General features: G+C 72.7%; 12 protein-coding genes. 4 read left to right on the top strand and 8 right to left on the bottom strand.

Annotation, left to right across the window (positions count from 1 at the left end):
• Window positions 1-78: 78 nt before the first annotated feature.
• From soxR to ABZW30_RS06575, 3 genes are all read right to left on the bottom strand, one after another.
• Complete coding sequence (soxR, locus tag ABZW30_RS06585) at window positions 79-537, bottom strand: redox-sensitive transcriptional activator SoxR (RefSeq protein ID WP_355669908.1); 459 nt, start codon at window positions 535-537, stop codon at window positions 79-81.
• Between the two features lie 486 nt (window positions 538-1,023).
• Window positions 1,024-1,401, bottom strand: a complete 378-nt coding sequence (locus ABZW30_RS06580; protein ID WP_355669907.1) for a YrdB family protein — start codon at window positions 1,399-1,401, stop codon at window positions 1,024-1,026.
• A gap of 86 nt (window positions 1,402-1,487) precedes the next feature.
• Window positions 1,488-3,554 (bottom strand): prolyl oligopeptidase family serine peptidase, encoded by a 2,067-nt coding sequence (locus ABZW30_RS06575; RefSeq protein WP_355669906.1) that lies wholly within the window; start codon window positions 3,552-3,554, stop codon window positions 1,488-1,490.
• Window positions 3,555-3,638: 84 nt separating this feature from the next.
• Between ABZW30_RS06575 and ABZW30_RS06570 the strand changes: the two genes are divergently transcribed.
• Complete coding sequence (locus ABZW30_RS06570) at window positions 3,639-4,811, top strand: aminotransferase class V-fold PLP-dependent enzyme (RefSeq protein WP_355669905.1); 1,173 nt, start codon at window positions 3,639-3,641, stop codon at window positions 4,809-4,811.
• Here ABZW30_RS06570 and ABZW30_RS06565 read toward each other — a convergent pair.
• Both ABZW30_RS06565 and ABZW30_RS06560 read right to left on the bottom strand, forming a co-directional pair.
• Entirely contained in the window at window positions 4,801-5,184 is a 384-nt protein-coding gene (locus tag ABZW30_RS06565; protein WP_355669904.1) for a metalloregulator ArsR/SmtB family transcription factor, read from the bottom strand. The two genes, ABZW30_RS06570 and ABZW30_RS06565, sit on opposite strands and share 11 nt — an antisense overlap.
• A gap of 29 nt (window positions 5,185-5,213) precedes the next feature.
• The gene (locus tag ABZW30_RS06560; RefSeq protein ID WP_355669903.1) at window positions 5,214-5,588 is read right to left on the bottom strand and encodes a hypothetical protein; all 375 of its coding nucleotides are present in this window, start codon (window positions 5,586-5,588) and stop codon (window positions 5,214-5,216) included.
• A 256-nt stretch (window positions 5,589-5,844) separates the two neighbouring features.
• On the opposite strand from ABZW30_RS06560, the gene ABZW30_RS06555 reads away from it, so the two are divergent.
• Complete coding sequence (locus ABZW30_RS06555; RefSeq protein ID WP_355669997.1) at window positions 5,845-8,700, top strand: DEAD/DEAH box helicase; 2,856 nt, start codon at window positions 5,845-5,847, stop codon at window positions 8,698-8,700.
• A gap of 54 nt (window positions 8,701-8,754) precedes the next feature.
• Here the strand turns inward: ABZW30_RS06555 and ABZW30_RS06550 are convergent, their stop codons facing one another.
• From ABZW30_RS06550 to ABZW30_RS06540, 3 genes are all read right to left on the bottom strand, one after another.
• The gene (locus tag ABZW30_RS06550; protein WP_355669902.1) at window positions 8,755-9,696 is read right to left on the bottom strand and encodes a 5'-3' exonuclease H3TH domain-containing protein; all 942 of its coding nucleotides are present in this window, start codon (window positions 9,694-9,696) and stop codon (window positions 8,755-8,757) included.
• Window positions 9,697-9,725: 29 nt separating this feature from the next.
• Entirely contained in the window at window positions 9,726-10,781 is a 1,056-nt protein-coding gene (locus ABZW30_RS06545; RefSeq protein ID WP_355669901.1) for a cation diffusion facilitator family transporter, read from the bottom strand.
• A 314-nt stretch (window positions 10,782-11,095) separates the two neighbouring features.
• Window positions 11,096-11,839: a gamma-glutamyl-gamma-aminobutyrate hydrolase family protein gene (locus ABZW30_RS06540; protein ID WP_355669900.1), complete on the bottom strand. Its 744-nt coding sequence runs from the start codon at window positions 11,837-11,839 to the stop codon at window positions 11,096-11,098.
• A 155-nt stretch (window positions 11,840-11,994) separates the two neighbouring features.
• Here ABZW30_RS06540 and ABZW30_RS06535 point away from each other — a divergent pair, with 155 nt between their 5' ends.
• Together ABZW30_RS06535 and ABZW30_RS06530 are read left to right on the top strand one after the other, a co-directional pair.
• Window positions 11,995-13,380 (top strand): glutamine synthetase family protein, encoded by a 1,386-nt coding sequence (locus tag ABZW30_RS06535; protein WP_355669899.1) that lies wholly within the window; start codon window positions 11,995-11,997, stop codon window positions 13,378-13,380.
• A 3-nt stretch (window positions 13,381-13,383) separates the two neighbouring features.
• Window positions 13,384-14,751 carry an aldehyde dehydrogenase family protein gene (locus tag ABZW30_RS06530; protein WP_355669898.1) on the top strand — a complete coding sequence of 456 codons (1,368 nt, stop codon included), beginning with the start codon at window positions 13,384-13,386 and terminating at the stop codon, window positions 14,749-14,751.
• Window positions 14,752-14,757: the final 6 nt, after the last annotated feature.

Below are 14,757 nucleotides of genomic sequence, written 5' to 3'. Positions count from 1 at the left end.
CGGCGGGGAACCTCACGAGGGCCGCGTCCGACCGGGTTCCACCGTTTGGTACCTGCTCGGTGCCCGCTCGGCGCCCGGCTAGTGCTCGTCGCCCGGCAGTAGCAGGCGGGGGCCGGGACCCTCGGTGGCGAGTTCGTCGCCCGGGTTGAGGACCCGGCAGCGGCGCAGCGACACGCAGCCGCAGCCGATGCAGCCGGTCAGCTCGGCCTCCAGCCGCTCCAGCTCGGTCCGGCGGGCGCGCAGCTGCTCGGTCCAGCGCCGGGAGATCCGCTCCCAGTCGTGCTTGCCGGGCATCCGGTCCTCGGGCAGGGCGGTGAAGACCTCGGCGACCTCGGCGAGCGGGATGCCGAGCCGCTTGGCGACCAGGATGAGTGAGAGCCGGCGCAGCACGTGCCGCCGGTAGCGGCGCTGGTTGCCGGCCGAGCGCTCGGAGGAGATCAGCCCCTGGTCCTCGTAGAAGCGCACCGCCGAGGTGGCGATCCCGGCCCGCCGGGCCACCTCGCCCACGCTCAGCAGGTCCACGGGAGCGGTACTCATGCGCCCGCCTCGCTGCGCTCGGCAGGGGCATTCGCCCATACGCGCCTTCTGATGATTCGCTCGCTTCGCTCACTCATGCGCCCGCCTCGCTGCGCTCGGCAGGGGCATTCGCGCATACGCGCCTTCTGGTGATTCGCTCGCTTCGCTCGCTCATGCGTTCACCTCGCAGTTCTCCCTCACGGCTGGCACCTTGACTTCAAGTCCTGTTGAAGTCCTAGCGTACCTGACGTGACCGGGAATTCCGCCGTAGAGAGCGCCACAGCCCTTGCTGAACAGGCTAGTTGCGCTACGGAGTCACCGTCCGAAGGTGGCTCCGGGCGGTGGCGCGAACTGTTCTCCCGTCGGTTCGCCGCCGCCGCGTCGATCCTGGCCGGGGGAGAGGGGTCGCATGGGCGCATGCCTCCGCCGAGCGCGGCGAGGTGGGTGCGTGCGGCCCCGGATCCCTTTCGTCGGGGGGATCCGGGGCCTATTCCATGCCCCGTGCGGTCAGCGGGTGGTGTACTCCACGGCGACGCTGATGACCACGAGCAGGGCGTACACCACTGCGAGGGTGGTCCGCCCGGTCGCGTGCAGGGCGAGCGCGGCGGTGAGCAGGACCAGCAGCTTGAGCGCGATCTCCACGCCGAGCGGCTGGCGGAACTTCGGCCCGCCCGCGGCCAGGAACAGGCCCCAGACGGTGGCCGCCAGCGCCGGGGCGCCGAGCCCCAGCAACAGCCGGGTGGCCAGGTTGGAACCGGTTTTGAACCCCCAGTAGCAGAGCGCCGCCAGCATGGCGAGCTCCAGCCCGAAGGCGAGTCCTGCGTTGGTGGCCGTCAACGGGGTCCACTGCCGCCGGCCGACCGGGCCCGGTCTCTCGAATCTCATCCGCGTTCTCCCCGTCTCGCCGCGCCGCCCGGGCCGGGCGGCGGTCGTGCGGAGTGTCCCAGCCCGACCGGGCCGGACTCAATGGATCACCCCAAAGAGATACGCAGAAAGGCGAGTTCGGCCATGGCGAGCTGCTCGTTCGTCCCGCCCGGGGTCATGTGGGTGACGCCCGGCAGCGGCAGCACGCTGTGCGGGCGCCCGGCGCGGGTGAGCGCCTGGGAGAGCAGCAGGGTGTGCGCGGGGTGGACGTTGTCGTCGGCCAGCCCGTGGATCAGCAGGAGCGGCCTGGTCAGGCCGGGGGCGTCGGGGAGCAGGCAGTCGTCGGCGTAGCCCTCGGGGTTGTCCTGCGGCAGGCCGAGGTGGCGCTCGGTGTACGCGGTGTCGTACAGCCGGAAGTCGGTGGGCGGGGCGCCCGCGCAGGCGGCGTGGAAGACGTCCGGGCGGCGCAGTACGGCGAGTGCGGCGAGGTAACCGCCGTAGGACCAGCCGCGCACGGCGACCCGGCCGAGGTCGAGGTCGGGGTGGTGTGCGGCGAGTGCGTGCAGGGCGTCGACCTGGTCGTCCAGGGCGACCCGGGAGAAGCGCCGGAAGATCGCCCGGGTGAAGTCGGGGGAGATGAAGGGGGTGCCGCGGTTGTCGGTGGTGACCACGGCGAAGCCCTGGTCGGCCCACCACTGACGGAGCTGCCAACGGTGCGGCTCGGCGGCCACGGCCTGGAAGCCGGGCCCGCCGTAGACGTCCAGCAGGACGGGCAGCCGGCGACCGGGGACGTGCCCGCGCGGGTACACCACGGCGGTGGGCAGGGCACGTTCGGTCACCCGGGCGAGCCGGGGGCGGACGGTGTACGGCAGGGAGGCGCTCCGGTCGGTGAGTGTCAGCTCGCGGCCCGCGCGCCGGACCACCCGCCGGACGCCGTCGGCGGTGGCGGTGGTGAGCAGCAGGGTGTCGGCGGCGGCGAGCGCGGAGTGCACGCCCGGTCCGGTGCTGAGGAGTTCGGGCGGGCCGCCGTCCGGGTCGACCAGGTGGAGGTACTGGTCGGCCGGGTCGCCCTGGCCGGTCTCGCAGAGCAGTCGGCCGTTGTACCGCCCGACCACCCGGCGGATCTGCAGCCCGGTGCTGTCCAGCGGCTTGCCGTCCAGGGCGAGGCCGCGGGCCTGCGGGCTGTCGTGGGCGGTGAGCAGGCGGCCGTCGGGCAGCCGGGCGGGGGTGCCGGGCAGGTCGTCCACCCAGAACTCGTCGGTGGTGTGGGAGAGTTCGGAGGTTGCGCCGGTGGCCGGGTCGGCGCTGAGCAGCAGTACCCGCTGCTGGAGGCGGTCGGCGACGGTGAGCAGCACCTCGCCGTCCGAAACCCAGGAGGCGTCGCAGAGGTACGGGAACGCGGCGGCGTCCCAGCGGAGTCGGACCCGGCCGCCCTCCAGGCCGAGCACCCAGAGCTGGACGTCGGCGTTGGGCCCGCCGGCCTGCGGGTAGGCGAAGTCCTCGGCGGGCTCGCCGGGTCGGGCGGGGTCGGCGAAGTACCGGCGGGGGAGGGCGGATTCGTCCACCCGGGCGGCCAGCAGCGCGCCGCCGTCCGGGCGCCACCAATGGCCCCGGGATCGGCCGAGCTCCTCGGCGGCGGCGAATTCGGCGACGCCCCAGCGGGCGCCGTCGGCGGGGGAGATCGGCGTCAACTCCGGTGTGACGTACAGGGCGTCGTCGGCGACGTAGGCGACCCGCCGGCCGTTGGCGTCCGGGCGGGGGTCGAACGCGGGCCCGGCGGTGGGGAGTTCGACGGCGGTGCCGGTGGCGGTGTCGATGCGGAACAGCCGGCCGTCCAGGGTGAGGGCGGCGGTGGCGAGGTCGGTGGTGGCCGCGTAGCCGCCGATCCCGGCGGCGACCAGCCGGGTGCGCTCGCGCAACCGCCGCTCGACGGCGGGCAGTTCGTCGCGCCGGCCGCTACGGCCCGGGGCGAGCACGGCCGGGTCGGCGACCAGGCGCTCCTCGCCGGTGGTGAGGTCGAGCAGCTGGAGGCGGTCGACCGGGTCCTCGGAGCCGGTCGAGCGGAGCAGCAGGAGCCGGGTACCGTCCTCGGCGAGGGTGTACGCGCGTGGGGCGCCGTAGGTGAACCGACCGGTACGGGCGCTGAGGGAGAGGAAGGCGTCGGTGATGGTCACGGCCCGATGGTGGTCGTGCGATGCTTGCCCCGACCAGTAGTCTGTCATGTGAAATGTCACACATCACGACTGGGGAGGACCACCGTGATCGACGACCTGAGTACCGTCGAGCCCCCGGCCCCGCTGCCCGCCGCCGAAGGCCTTTTCAGCGTGTCGCCGGGGGCCGCACACCTGAACCACGGCTCGTACGGCGCCGTGCCCGTCCCGGTGCAGCGGGTGCAGGAACGGCTGCGGACCGAGCACGAGTCGGACCCGGACGGCTTCTTCGCCGACCTGCCGGACCGGATCGCCGGGGCTCGGGTGCGGATCGCCGCCGAGCTGACCACCGACCCGGACCGGCTGGCACTGGTCGCCAACGTCACCGAGGCGGTCGCTATCGCCCTGGACAGCATCCCCCTCGCCCCCGGCGACCGGATCCTGGTCACCGACCACGGCTACGGCGCGGTCAACCAGGCCGCGGCGCGCAAGGCCGCCGAGACCGGTGCCGAGCTGGTGGTGGCCGAAGTCCCACTGGACGCCCCGGACGAGGAGGCCGTCCGGGAGGCGGTGCTCGCCGCCGTGGACGACCGCACCACCGTGGCGGTCCTGGACCGGATCACCTCACTCACCGCCCGTACGGTGGCCTCCCCGGAGCTCGTCGCCGAGTTGCGCGGGCGCGGGGTGACCACCGTGGTGGACGGCGCCCACGCGCCCGGCATGCTGCCCGCCCCGGTCGACCCGAACGCCGACTTCTGGTTCGGCAACCTGCACAAGTGGGCCTTCGCCCCGCGCGCCACCGGCGTGCTGGCCGTCCGCCCCGAGTGGACCGCCCGGGTGCGCCCGCTCGCACTGTCCTGGGAGCACCACCGGGGCTTCCCGGCCAACGTCGAGTGGCGCGGCACCTGCGACTACACACCCTGGCTGGCCGCCCCGGCAGGCTTCGAGCTGCTGGGCGAACTCGGCCGCCGGGCGGTGGCCGAGCACAACACCGCCCTCGCCGCGTACGGTCGGCGGGTGCTGGTCGAACGGGCGGGCCTGCGGCCGCTGCCCGCGACGCCCGAGGTGTGGATGCGCACCGTACGAATGCCGCAGGGCCGGTTCGACACCGAGGCGGAGGTCCGGGCGCTGTTGGCCGAGCTGTGGCGCCGGCACGGCATCCGGGTCGCCGTCCGGCCGGGGCCCGACGGCGGAGTGCTGCGGGTCAGTGCTCAGCTGTACAACCGTGCCGCGGAGTACGAGCGGCTCGCGGACGCCCTGGTGGAGCTGTTCAAGGAGTAGCCGGTCGCGGCGCGGCGTGGCCGGCCGCCTCGGGGAACGGCTGCTCGCCGGCCGCCCGCAGCTCGGCGAGCAGCATGGTGCGGTCGGCGAGCAGCCCGGTGAGGATCCGCCGGGCTGCCCGCAGCAGGTCGGCGACGTCGCCGCCGGCCAACGCGTAGACCACCGTGCCGCCTTCGCGGGTGGCGGTGACGATGCCCGACCGGCGCAGCACCGCGAGCTGCTGCGACAGGCTGGAGGGTTCGACCTCCAGCTCGGCGAGCAGGCCGCGGACGGGCGTCGGTCCGTCCTGGAGCAGCTCCAGCACCCGGATCCGGACGGGATGGCCGAGCATCCGGAAGAACTCGGCCTTGGCCTGGTAGAGCGCTACCGTCACGAGGCCCCCCTTCCCTGGTGTCGGTGGGCTCAGATCTCCAACGCGAGTTCGATCCGCCTGAGCTGGTGGCGGGCCATCGCCAGGTTGCCGCGGCTGCGGTTGAGCGCGAGGAAGAGGAACAGGCCCCGGCCGCTGGGCGTCGTGATCGGCCGGACCATGTGGTACTGGTGGGTCAGCGTGATCAGGATGTCCTCGATCTCGTTGTCGTGCAGGTTGAGCAGCTCCATCGCCCGCATCTTGGCGCGGACCACGTCGGTGTTCCCGGCGGCGGCGACGTTGAGGTCCAGCTCGCCGCCGTCGCCGAGGCTGCCGAGGGCCATGCCGCTGCCGTAGTCGACCAGGGCGACGCCGATCGCGCCGTCGATGCCCATGGCCTCCTTGAGGGACGTCTCCAGGTTCGCCATCTTCGCTGTCCTCCGGTGAGTTGGTGGCTGTGGCACACGAAGGTAGGGAGCAATCGCCGGACTCCACCGGGAATGACCGGAGACGTTCGAACCTGGCCACACTTCGATCACTTGAAGACATTTGCAACTATGGATCTGAGAGGGAAGTGATCCCGGGAGTGATCTCGTCGCACGAAAAAACGGTGCTATTGATGTCAGCCCTCCCGGGTAACCTCTCGCTGAGATGCGAGATCACACCAACCACACCCGGACGGCGATGAACACCCCCGATCCAGAGCCCCAGGACGACCGGGAGCTCAGCCCCGCCGAGGCGTACGCGGCCAGCCGTCGCCGGGCCAAGGAGCAGGCCACCGCCCTGTACGGCTTCCAGCAGCTGTACGACTTCCCGCTGGACGACTTCCAACTGGAGGCCTGCGAGACGCTGGAGGCCGGATCGGGCGTCCTGGTCGCCGCCCCCACCGGCTCCGGGAAGACCATCGTCGGCGAGTTCGCCGTGCACCTGGCCCTCCAGGCGGGCCGCAAGTGCTTCTACACCACGCCGATCAAGGCGCTCTCCAACCAGAAGTACGGCGACCTGGTCAAGCGCTACGGCGCCGCCAAGGTCGGCCTGCTCACCGGCGACAACACCGTCAACGGCGACGCCCCCGTGGTGGTCATGACCACCGAGGTGCTGCGCAACATGCTCTACGCGGGCTCCAGCACCCTCGACGGCCTCGGCTACGTCGTGATGGACGAGGTGCACTACCTCGCCGACCGCTTCCGCGGCGCCGTCTGGGAGGAGGTCATCATCCACCTCCCCGAGTCGGTCACCCTCGTCTCGCTCTCCGCGACCGTCTCCAACGCCGAGGAGTTCGGCGACTGGCTGGACACCGTCCGCGGCGGCACCAAGGTGATCGTCTCCGAGACCCGCCCGGTGCCGCTGTGGCAGCACGTGATGGCCGGCAACCGGATGTACGACCTGTTCGCCGACCCCGACCGGGACGGCCGCCCCAAGAACAACCTGAAGAACCCCGGCAAGGCCGTCAACCCCGAGCTGGTCCGGCTCGCCCGCTCCGAGCCGGACCGTGGGCCCCGCGACCGCTTCGGCCGCGGCCGGGGCCGTTCCATGCCCAACGGCCGCCCCGGTCGGGTCTGGACCCCGGGCCGGGTCGACGTCATCGACCGGCTCGACGCCGAGGGCCTGCTGCCCGCGATCACCTTCATCTTCAGCCGGGCCGGCTGCGAGGCCGCCGTCCAGCAGTGCCTCAGCTCCGGCCTGCGGCTCAACAAGGACTCCGAGCGCGCCCAGGTCCGGGCCGTCGTCGAGGAGCGCTGCGCCGACATCCCCGACGAGGACCTGCACGTCCTCGGCTACTTCGAGTGGCTGGACGGGCTGGAGCGCGGCATCGCCGCCCACCACGCCGGGATGCTGCCCCGGTTCAAGGAGGTCGTCGAGGAGCTCTTCGTGAAGGGCCTGGTCAAGGCCGTCTTCGCGACCGAGACCCTGGCGCTCGGCATCAACATGCCCGCCCGCTCGGTGGTCATGGAGAAGCTGGTCAAGTGGAACGGCGAGACCCACGCCGACATCACCCCCGGCGAGTACACCCAGCTCACCGGCCGGGCCGGGCGGCGCGGCATCGACGTCGAGGGCCACGCCGTGGTGCTCTGGCAGCGCGGTCTCGACCCGGAGGCGCTGGCCGGCCTGGCGGGCACCCGCACCTACCCGCTCAAGTCCTCGTTCCGGCCGTCGTACAACATGGCCGTCAACCTGGTCTCCCAGTTCGGCCGGCACCGCTCGCGCGAGCTGCTGGAGACCTCCTTCGCCCAGTTCCAGGCCGACCGCTCGGTGGTCGGCATCGCCCGCCAGGTGCAGCGCAACGAGGAGGGCCTGGAGGGCTACCGCGAGTCGATGACCTGCCACCTCGGCGACTTCGACGAGTACATGGAGCTGCGCCGCCGGCTCAAGGACCGCGAGAACGAGCTCGCCCGCGAGGGCAGCAGCCAGCGCCGTGCGGCCGCCGTCGAGTCCATCGAGCAGCTCAAGCCCGGCGACGTCATCCACGTCCCCACCGGCAAGTTCGCCGGCCTCGCCCTGGTCCTCGACCCGGGCCTGCCGCCGGTCAACCGCTCCGGTCGGGGCGGCCCGCGCCACCCCGACTTCCAGGACGGCCCGCGCCCGGTGGTGCTCACCGCCGAGCGGCAGGTCAAGCGGCTCGCGATGATCGACTTCCCGCACCCGGTCGTCGCGATCGAGCGCCTCCGCATCCCCAAGTCCTTCAACCCGCGCAGCCCGCAGTCCCGGCGCGACCTCGCCTCGGCGCTGCGCACCAAGGCCGGCCACCTGGAGCCCGAGCGGTTCCGGCGCGGCCGCGCGGCCGCCGCCGACGACCCGGAGATCACCCGGCTGCGCGCCGAACTGCGCCGGCACCCCTGTCACGGCTGCTCCGACCGCGAGGACCACGCCCGCTGGGCCGAGCGCTACCACCGGCTGCACCGCGACACCGAACTGCTGGAACGCCGGATGCGCTCGCGCACCCACACCATCGCCCGCACCTTCGACCGGGTCTGCGGGCTGCTCACCGACCTCGGCTACCTGAGCGGCGACAGCGTCACCGGCGATGGCAAGCGGCTCGGCCGGCTCTACGGCGAACTCGACCTGCTCGCCTCCGAGTGCATCCGCGAGGGCGTCTGGAGCGGCCTGGCCGCCGCCGAACTCGCCGCCTGCGCCTCGGCGTTGGTGTACGAGTCGCGTCAGGCCGACGACGCCGGCGCCCCCCGGGTGCCGGAGGGCGCCGCCAAGGACGCGCTCGGCAAGATGGTCCGGATCTGGGGCCACCTGGACGCCCTGGAGGAGCAGCACCGGATCAACACCGCCGAGGGCGTCGGCCAACGCGAGCCCGACCTCGGCTTCGCCTGGGCCGCCTACCGCTGGGCGCTCGGCCACAGCCTGGACCAAGTGCTGCGCGACGCCGACATGCCGGCCGGCGACTTCGTCCGCTGGACCAAGCAACTGATCGACGTCCTCGGCCAGATCCAGGACGCGGCCGGCGAGGACGCCGAACTGCGCAGGACCGCCCGCAAGGCCGTCGACGGCCTGCGGCGCGGCATCATCGCCTACTCCTCGGTGGGTTAGTAGAGCAGGAGGGGCCCGCACGAGATCGCTCGTGCGGGCCCCGTCGCGTACGGCTCAGCGGGTGGCCAGGGCCTCCAGGACGCGGTCCAGGGAGGTGCCGAGGCCCCAGCGGGCGGAGAGGTGTTCGAGGGTCATCGGGTCCAACGGCTCGTGGGGGAGGGCCGGGTCGAAGTCGGGGAGCGGGGCGTCCGGGGCGACGCGGACCACGGTGGGGGCCACGTCCAGGTAGCCGGAGCCCTCGACGATGTTGCGGCGGCGGGCCGGGGTGAGCTTGGAGCCGACGTCGAGGGCGGCGGCGCGGATGGCCGCGAGATCGCCGTACTCGTTGATCAGCTGGGCGGCGGTCTTCTCGCCGATGCCCTTGACCCCGGGCAGACCGTCGGACGGGTCGCCGCGCAGCGCCGCCATATCGGCGTACTGCGCGCCGCGGACGCCGTACTTCTCCAGCAGCACGGCGTCGTCGGTGACCTGCAGGTTGCCCATGCCCTTGACGGGGTAGAGCACGGTGATCTGCCGGGCGTCGTCCACGAGTTGGAACAGGTCGCGGTCTCCGGTGACGATCTGTACCGGGCCCTTGGCTCGGGCGGTGAGGGTGCCGATCACGTCGTCCGCCTCGTAGCCGGGCGAGCCGACCCGGGCGATGCCCAGCGCGTCGAGCACCTGCTCGATCACCGGGACCTGCGGGGCCAGCGTGTCCGGCACCTCCTCCTCGCCGTCCTCGCCGTCCTCGGCGGCCTCGGCGACCCGGTGGGTCTTGTACGAGGGGACGAGGTCCACCCGCCACTGGGGGCGCCAGTCGGCGTCCATGCAGGCGACGAGTTCGTCGGGGCGGTGGTCCTGGACCAGCCGGGCGATGAAGTCCAGCAGGCCGCGGACGGCGTTGACCGGCTCACCCTGCGGCGAGCGCAGGGTGTCCGGTACGCCGAAGTAGGCCCGGAAGTACAGGCTGGCGGAGTCGAGCAGCATCAGTCGCGGTGCGGTCACGCCTCCGATCATGCCGTACGGGGGTGACGGACGGCTGGTTCTCAGTGCTCGTGCGGGCCGGCGCGGTGCACCGGGCCGTGGGCGTCGGCGCAGTGTTCGGCGGCCGAATCGCCCGGGGCGGTGATCTGCAGCAGCGCGCCCGCCTCGTCCTCGCCGACATGGTCGACCTGGAGCGTGCTGTGGGTGATGCCGTACTCCTCGGCCAGCCGGCGCTGCAGTGAGCGCCGGACGGCGTGGCAGTCGCCGCCGGGGGTGACCAGGATGTGGGCGGACAGGGCCGGCTGGTTGGAGGTGATCTCCCAGATGTGCAGGTCATGGATCTCCTCGACCAGCGATTCGGCGACCAGCCGGTCGGCCACCGTGTCCGGGTCGATCCCGGCCGGGGCGGCCTCCAGGAAGATCCGCCCGGAGTCCCGGACCAGCCCGATGCCCGCCTTGAGCATCAGCGCGACCACGATCAGCGAGGCGATCGCGTCGGCCCGGGCGAAGCCGGTGGTCAGCATGACCGCGCCGGCGACGGCGGTGGCGATGAAGGCGTAGAGGTCGGTCAGCACGTGCTGGAAGGCGCCCTCGACGTTCAGCGAGCTGCGGTTGGCCTTCGACATGCACCAGGTGGCGGCCAGGTTGACCACGATCCCGATGAGCGCGGTGACCAGCACCAGCGAGCCGGTGACCTCGGGCGGTTCGATCAGCCGGGTGATCGCCTCGTAGCCCAGCCAGGCCGAGAGCACCAGCAGGGTCACGCCGTTGGCCTGTGCGGAGAGGATCTCGGCCCGCTTGAGCCCGTAGGTGTAGCCGCCGCGGGCCGGGCGGGCGGCGAGCCGCATCGCGACCAGGGCCAGCACGATCGAGGCGGCGTCGGTGAGCATGTGCGCCGCGTCGGAGATCAGGGCCAGCGACTGGGCGGCGAAGCCGACCGCGACCTCGCCGGCCATGAAGACGACGATCAGGGCGAGGGCGCTGACCAGCCAGCGGCGGTCCGCGTCGGCGGCGACACCGTGCGAGTGGCCGCCGTGGCCCCCGTGTCCGTGTCCGTGGCCGTGCGAGTGCTGGTGGTCATGCGCATGATCATCGTGGGAATGCTCGTGGCCGGCCATCGAAGTCCTCTCTGGACGCACGGGTGGGTGGTGACGGGATGCGATCGCCCCGCACTCGAAGTGAACCGCAGAATCGACAAAGATCCAAAGGCTGTACTGGTGACCGTTGTCGTTGCCGTTCGGAGGCCCTTCGGACGTCGTTCGCCGGCCGCCGCCGAGTACCTCCCGTTGCCGGTGCCGACCCCGCGGTCCTGAACGCGAATGAACGCGGCGTTCCCCGCGCCCCAGCAAGGGGCGCGGGGAATATCTGACTCAAAACCTCTTTCCCTGTGGCCAGTTGCGGCCCACACCCCGGGCCCGCCGCCGGGCCGGGTTCACCCCAGCGCCACCGCGTCCAGCGCCACCGCATCCAACGAAGCCGCAGTGGCGGCCCGCACCAGGCCCCGCATCACCCGCAGATCGTCCCCCTGCTCCGGATGCCACTGCACCCCCACCGTGAACCCCGGCCCCTCCACGGCCTCCACCGTCCCGTCCGGCGCGAGTGCGCTCACCCGCAGGCCCGCCCCCAGCCGGTCCACCGCCTGGTGGTGGAAGGTCGGCACCTCCAACTCGCTCTCCGGCAGCAGCCCGCCCAGCAGCGTCCCCGGCACCGGCCGCACCAGGTGCGAGCCGTAGACCCCCGGCGACCCGCCGTGCACGTCCACCGCGACCACGTCCGGCAGGTGCTGCACCAGCGTCCCGCCGCAGACGACGTTCAGCACCTGCATCCCCCGGCAGATCCCCAGCGCCGGCATCCCCGCCGCCAGTGCGCCCCGCAGTAGCGCGACCTCCCAGGCGTCCCGCTCCGGCGAGTCCACCTCCGTCAACGGGTGCGCCGGCTCGCCGTAGTACGCCGGGTCGACGTCCGGCCCGCCCGCGATCACCAGGGCGTCCAGCCGGGCGAGCACCTCGGGGGCGCGTTCGGGGGCGTCGGGCGGGAGCAGGACGGCGATCCCGCCGGAGTTCTGGACGTACGCGGTGTACCGCTCGGGTACCAGGGCGACCCGGCGGCCCCGCCAGTCGCTCCAACTAGCGTCCACCAGGTAGGTGCTGACACCGATCAAAGGCCTGCGATCCATGGCGCGCATTCTCCTCCGGTACCGCCTGATCCCGTGTCAATCACGCACATCGGCGCGCCACACCCGCCCGCCCTCTTCCGCCCCGCGAGCCGCAGGCCGTACGGTTCGCTGTGACTGCCTGAACTCGAAGAGTGATCGATGGGGAGGGTTCCGCCATGCCCGAGAACGCCGCCGCGGGCTCACCACCCCGGCCGCCGCTGACCCTGGACGAGCTGCGCATCCTGGTGGACGCCGGCGAGGTGCACACCGTCGCGCTGTCGTTCACCGACATGCAGGGCCGGCTGCAGGGCAAGCGCTTCGCCGCCCGGTTCTTCCTCGACGAGGTCGCCGAGAAGGGCGCCGAGGCCTGCGACTACCTGCTGGCCGTGGACGTGGACCTGAACACCGTGGACGGGTACGCCTTCTCCTCCTGGGCCACCGGCTACGGCGACTTCGCGATGCGTCCCGACCTCGGCACCCTGCGGCTGACCCCGTGGCAGCCCGGCACCGCCCAGGTCACCGCCGACCTGGCCCGGCACGGCGGCCACCCGGTGGACGCCGCCCCGCGCCAGCTGCTGCGCCGCCAGATCGCCCGGCTCGCCGAGTACGGCCTGGCCGCCGACATCGGCACCGAACTGGAGTTCCTGGTGTTCCGCGACACCTACGAGCAGGCCTGGCTCGGCGGCTACCGCGGCCTGACCCCGGCGAACCTCTACAACGTGGACTACTCGATGCTGGGCACCGCCCGGGTCGAGCCGCTGCTGTCCCGGATCCGCAACGAGATGGCCGGCGCCGGGCTGACCGTCGAGTCCGCCAAGGGCGAGTGCAACCTCGGCCAGCACGAGATCGCCTTCCGCTACGCCGACGCCCTCACCACCTGCGACCAGCACAGCGTCTACAAGACCGGAGCCAAGGAGATCGCCGCCCAACAGGGCTGCGCACTCACCTTCATGGCCAAGTACGACGAGCGCGAGGGCAACAGCTGCCACATCCACCTGTCCCTGCGCGACGCGGTGGGCGCCCCCGCCTTCGCCGACCGGGACGGCCGGATGACCGACACCATGCGGCACTTCCTGGCCGGACAGCTGCTCGCCCTGCGCGAGTTCAGCCTGCTGTACGCGCCGAACATCAACTCCTACAAGCGCTACCGCCCCGGCTCCTTCGCCCCGACCGCCGTCGCCTGGGGCCGGGACAACCGCACCTGCGCCTACCGGGTGGTCGGTCACGGCCCGGGGCTGCGGATGGAGAACCGGGTGCCCGGCGGCGACGTCAACCCGTACCTCGCGGTGTCCGGCATGATCGCGGCCGGCCTGCACGGCCTGCAGCGCAAGCTCGACCTGCCCGCGCCCTGCCTGGGCAACGCCTACGCGGTGGAGGAGTACGTCCGGGTGCCCGGATCGCTGCGCGAGGCCGCCGACTTGTGGGCGGAGAGCGAACTGGCCCGAACGGCCTTCGGTGACGACGTGGTCGAGCACTACCTGAACATGGCCCGGGTCGAGCAGGCCGCCTACGACGGGGCCGTCACCGACTGGGAGCGCTACCGATCCTTCGAACGGATGTGAGCCGTGACCGAGCCGACCGGCAGCACCGTCCGCAACCCCGCCACCGGCGAGGTGCTCGCCACCGTCCCGGACACCACCGCCGAGCAGCTGGACACGGCCGTCCAGCGGGCGGTGAAGGCCCAGGCGGGCTGGGCGGCGCTGGCGCCCGGTGAACGTGCCCGGCTGCTGCGCCGGTTCGCCGACCAGGTCGAGGTGCACATCCCGGAACTGGCCGCCCTGGAGGTCGGCGAGGCCGGGCACACCGTGGGCAACGCCCGCTGGGAGGCCGGCAACGTCCGCGACCTGCTGGAGTACGCCGCCGGGGGAGTGGAGCGTCTGACCGGGCGCCAGATCCCCGTTCCCGGCGGCCTGGACGTCACCTTCCACGAACCGGTCGGCGTGGTCGGGGTGATCGCCCCCTGGAACTTCCCGATGCCGATCGCCGCCTGGGGCTTCGCCCCCGCCCTCGCGGCCGGCAACGCCGTACTGCTCAAGCCCGCCGAGGCGACCCCGCTGACGGCGCTGCGCCTGGCCGAACTCGCCCTGGCGGCGGGTCTGCCCGAGGGCCTGTTCCAGGTCGTCCCGGGCGCCGGCGGCACCACCGGGCGGGCCCTGGTCGACCACCCGGCCGTCCGCAAGATCGTCTTCACCGGCTCCACCGTGGTCGGCAAGGAGGTCGCCGCCCGCTGCGCCGCCCGCGCCAAGCGGGTCACCCTGGAACTCGGCGGCAAGAGCCCCAACATCGTCTTCGCCGACGCCGACCTGGCCCGCGCCGCCGACCCGATGTCCTTCGCCGACAACAGCGGCCAGGACTGCTGTGCCCGCAGCCGCATCCTGGTCCAGCGCGAGGTGTACGAGGACTTCCTCGCCCTGCTGCTGCCCGCCGTCGAGGCGCTGCGCACCGGTGACCCGAACGACCCGAAGACCCAGCTCGGCCCGCTGATCTCGGCCGCCCAGGTCCGCCGGGTCGCCTCCTACGTCACCCCCGAACTGCCGGTGCTGGCCCGCGGATCCGTGCCGGACGGGCCCGGCTACTGGTACCCGCCGACTGTGCTCGCCCCCGCCGACCCCGGGGCCCCTGCGGTCACCGAGGAGATCTTCGGCCCGGTCGCCGCCGTGCTGCCGTTCACCGACGAGGCCGACGCCCTGCGTCTGGCCAACGCCACCCGCTACGGCCTGTCCGGCTCGATCTGGACCAGGGACGTCGGCCGGGCGCTGCGCCTGGCCCGGAGCGTGCAGGCGGGCAACCTGTCGGTCAACTCGCACTCCTCGGTGCGCTATTGGACGCCCTTCGGGGGCTTCGGCGAGTCCGGGGTGGGCCGCGAGCTGGGGCCGGACGCGCTGCGCCACTTCACCGAGACCAAGAACGTCTTCATCCACAGCGAGGAGTAGGAGCCC

Origin of the sequence: Kitasatospora sp. NPDC004669, from assembly GCF_040609455.1 — a bacterium.
Lineage (GTDB): Bacteria > Actinomycetota > Actinomycetes > Streptomycetales > Streptomycetaceae > Kitasatospora.
The sequence above is the reverse complement of the archived record's forward strand: the minus strand, read 5'-3'. Positions and strand labels throughout refer to the sequence as shown.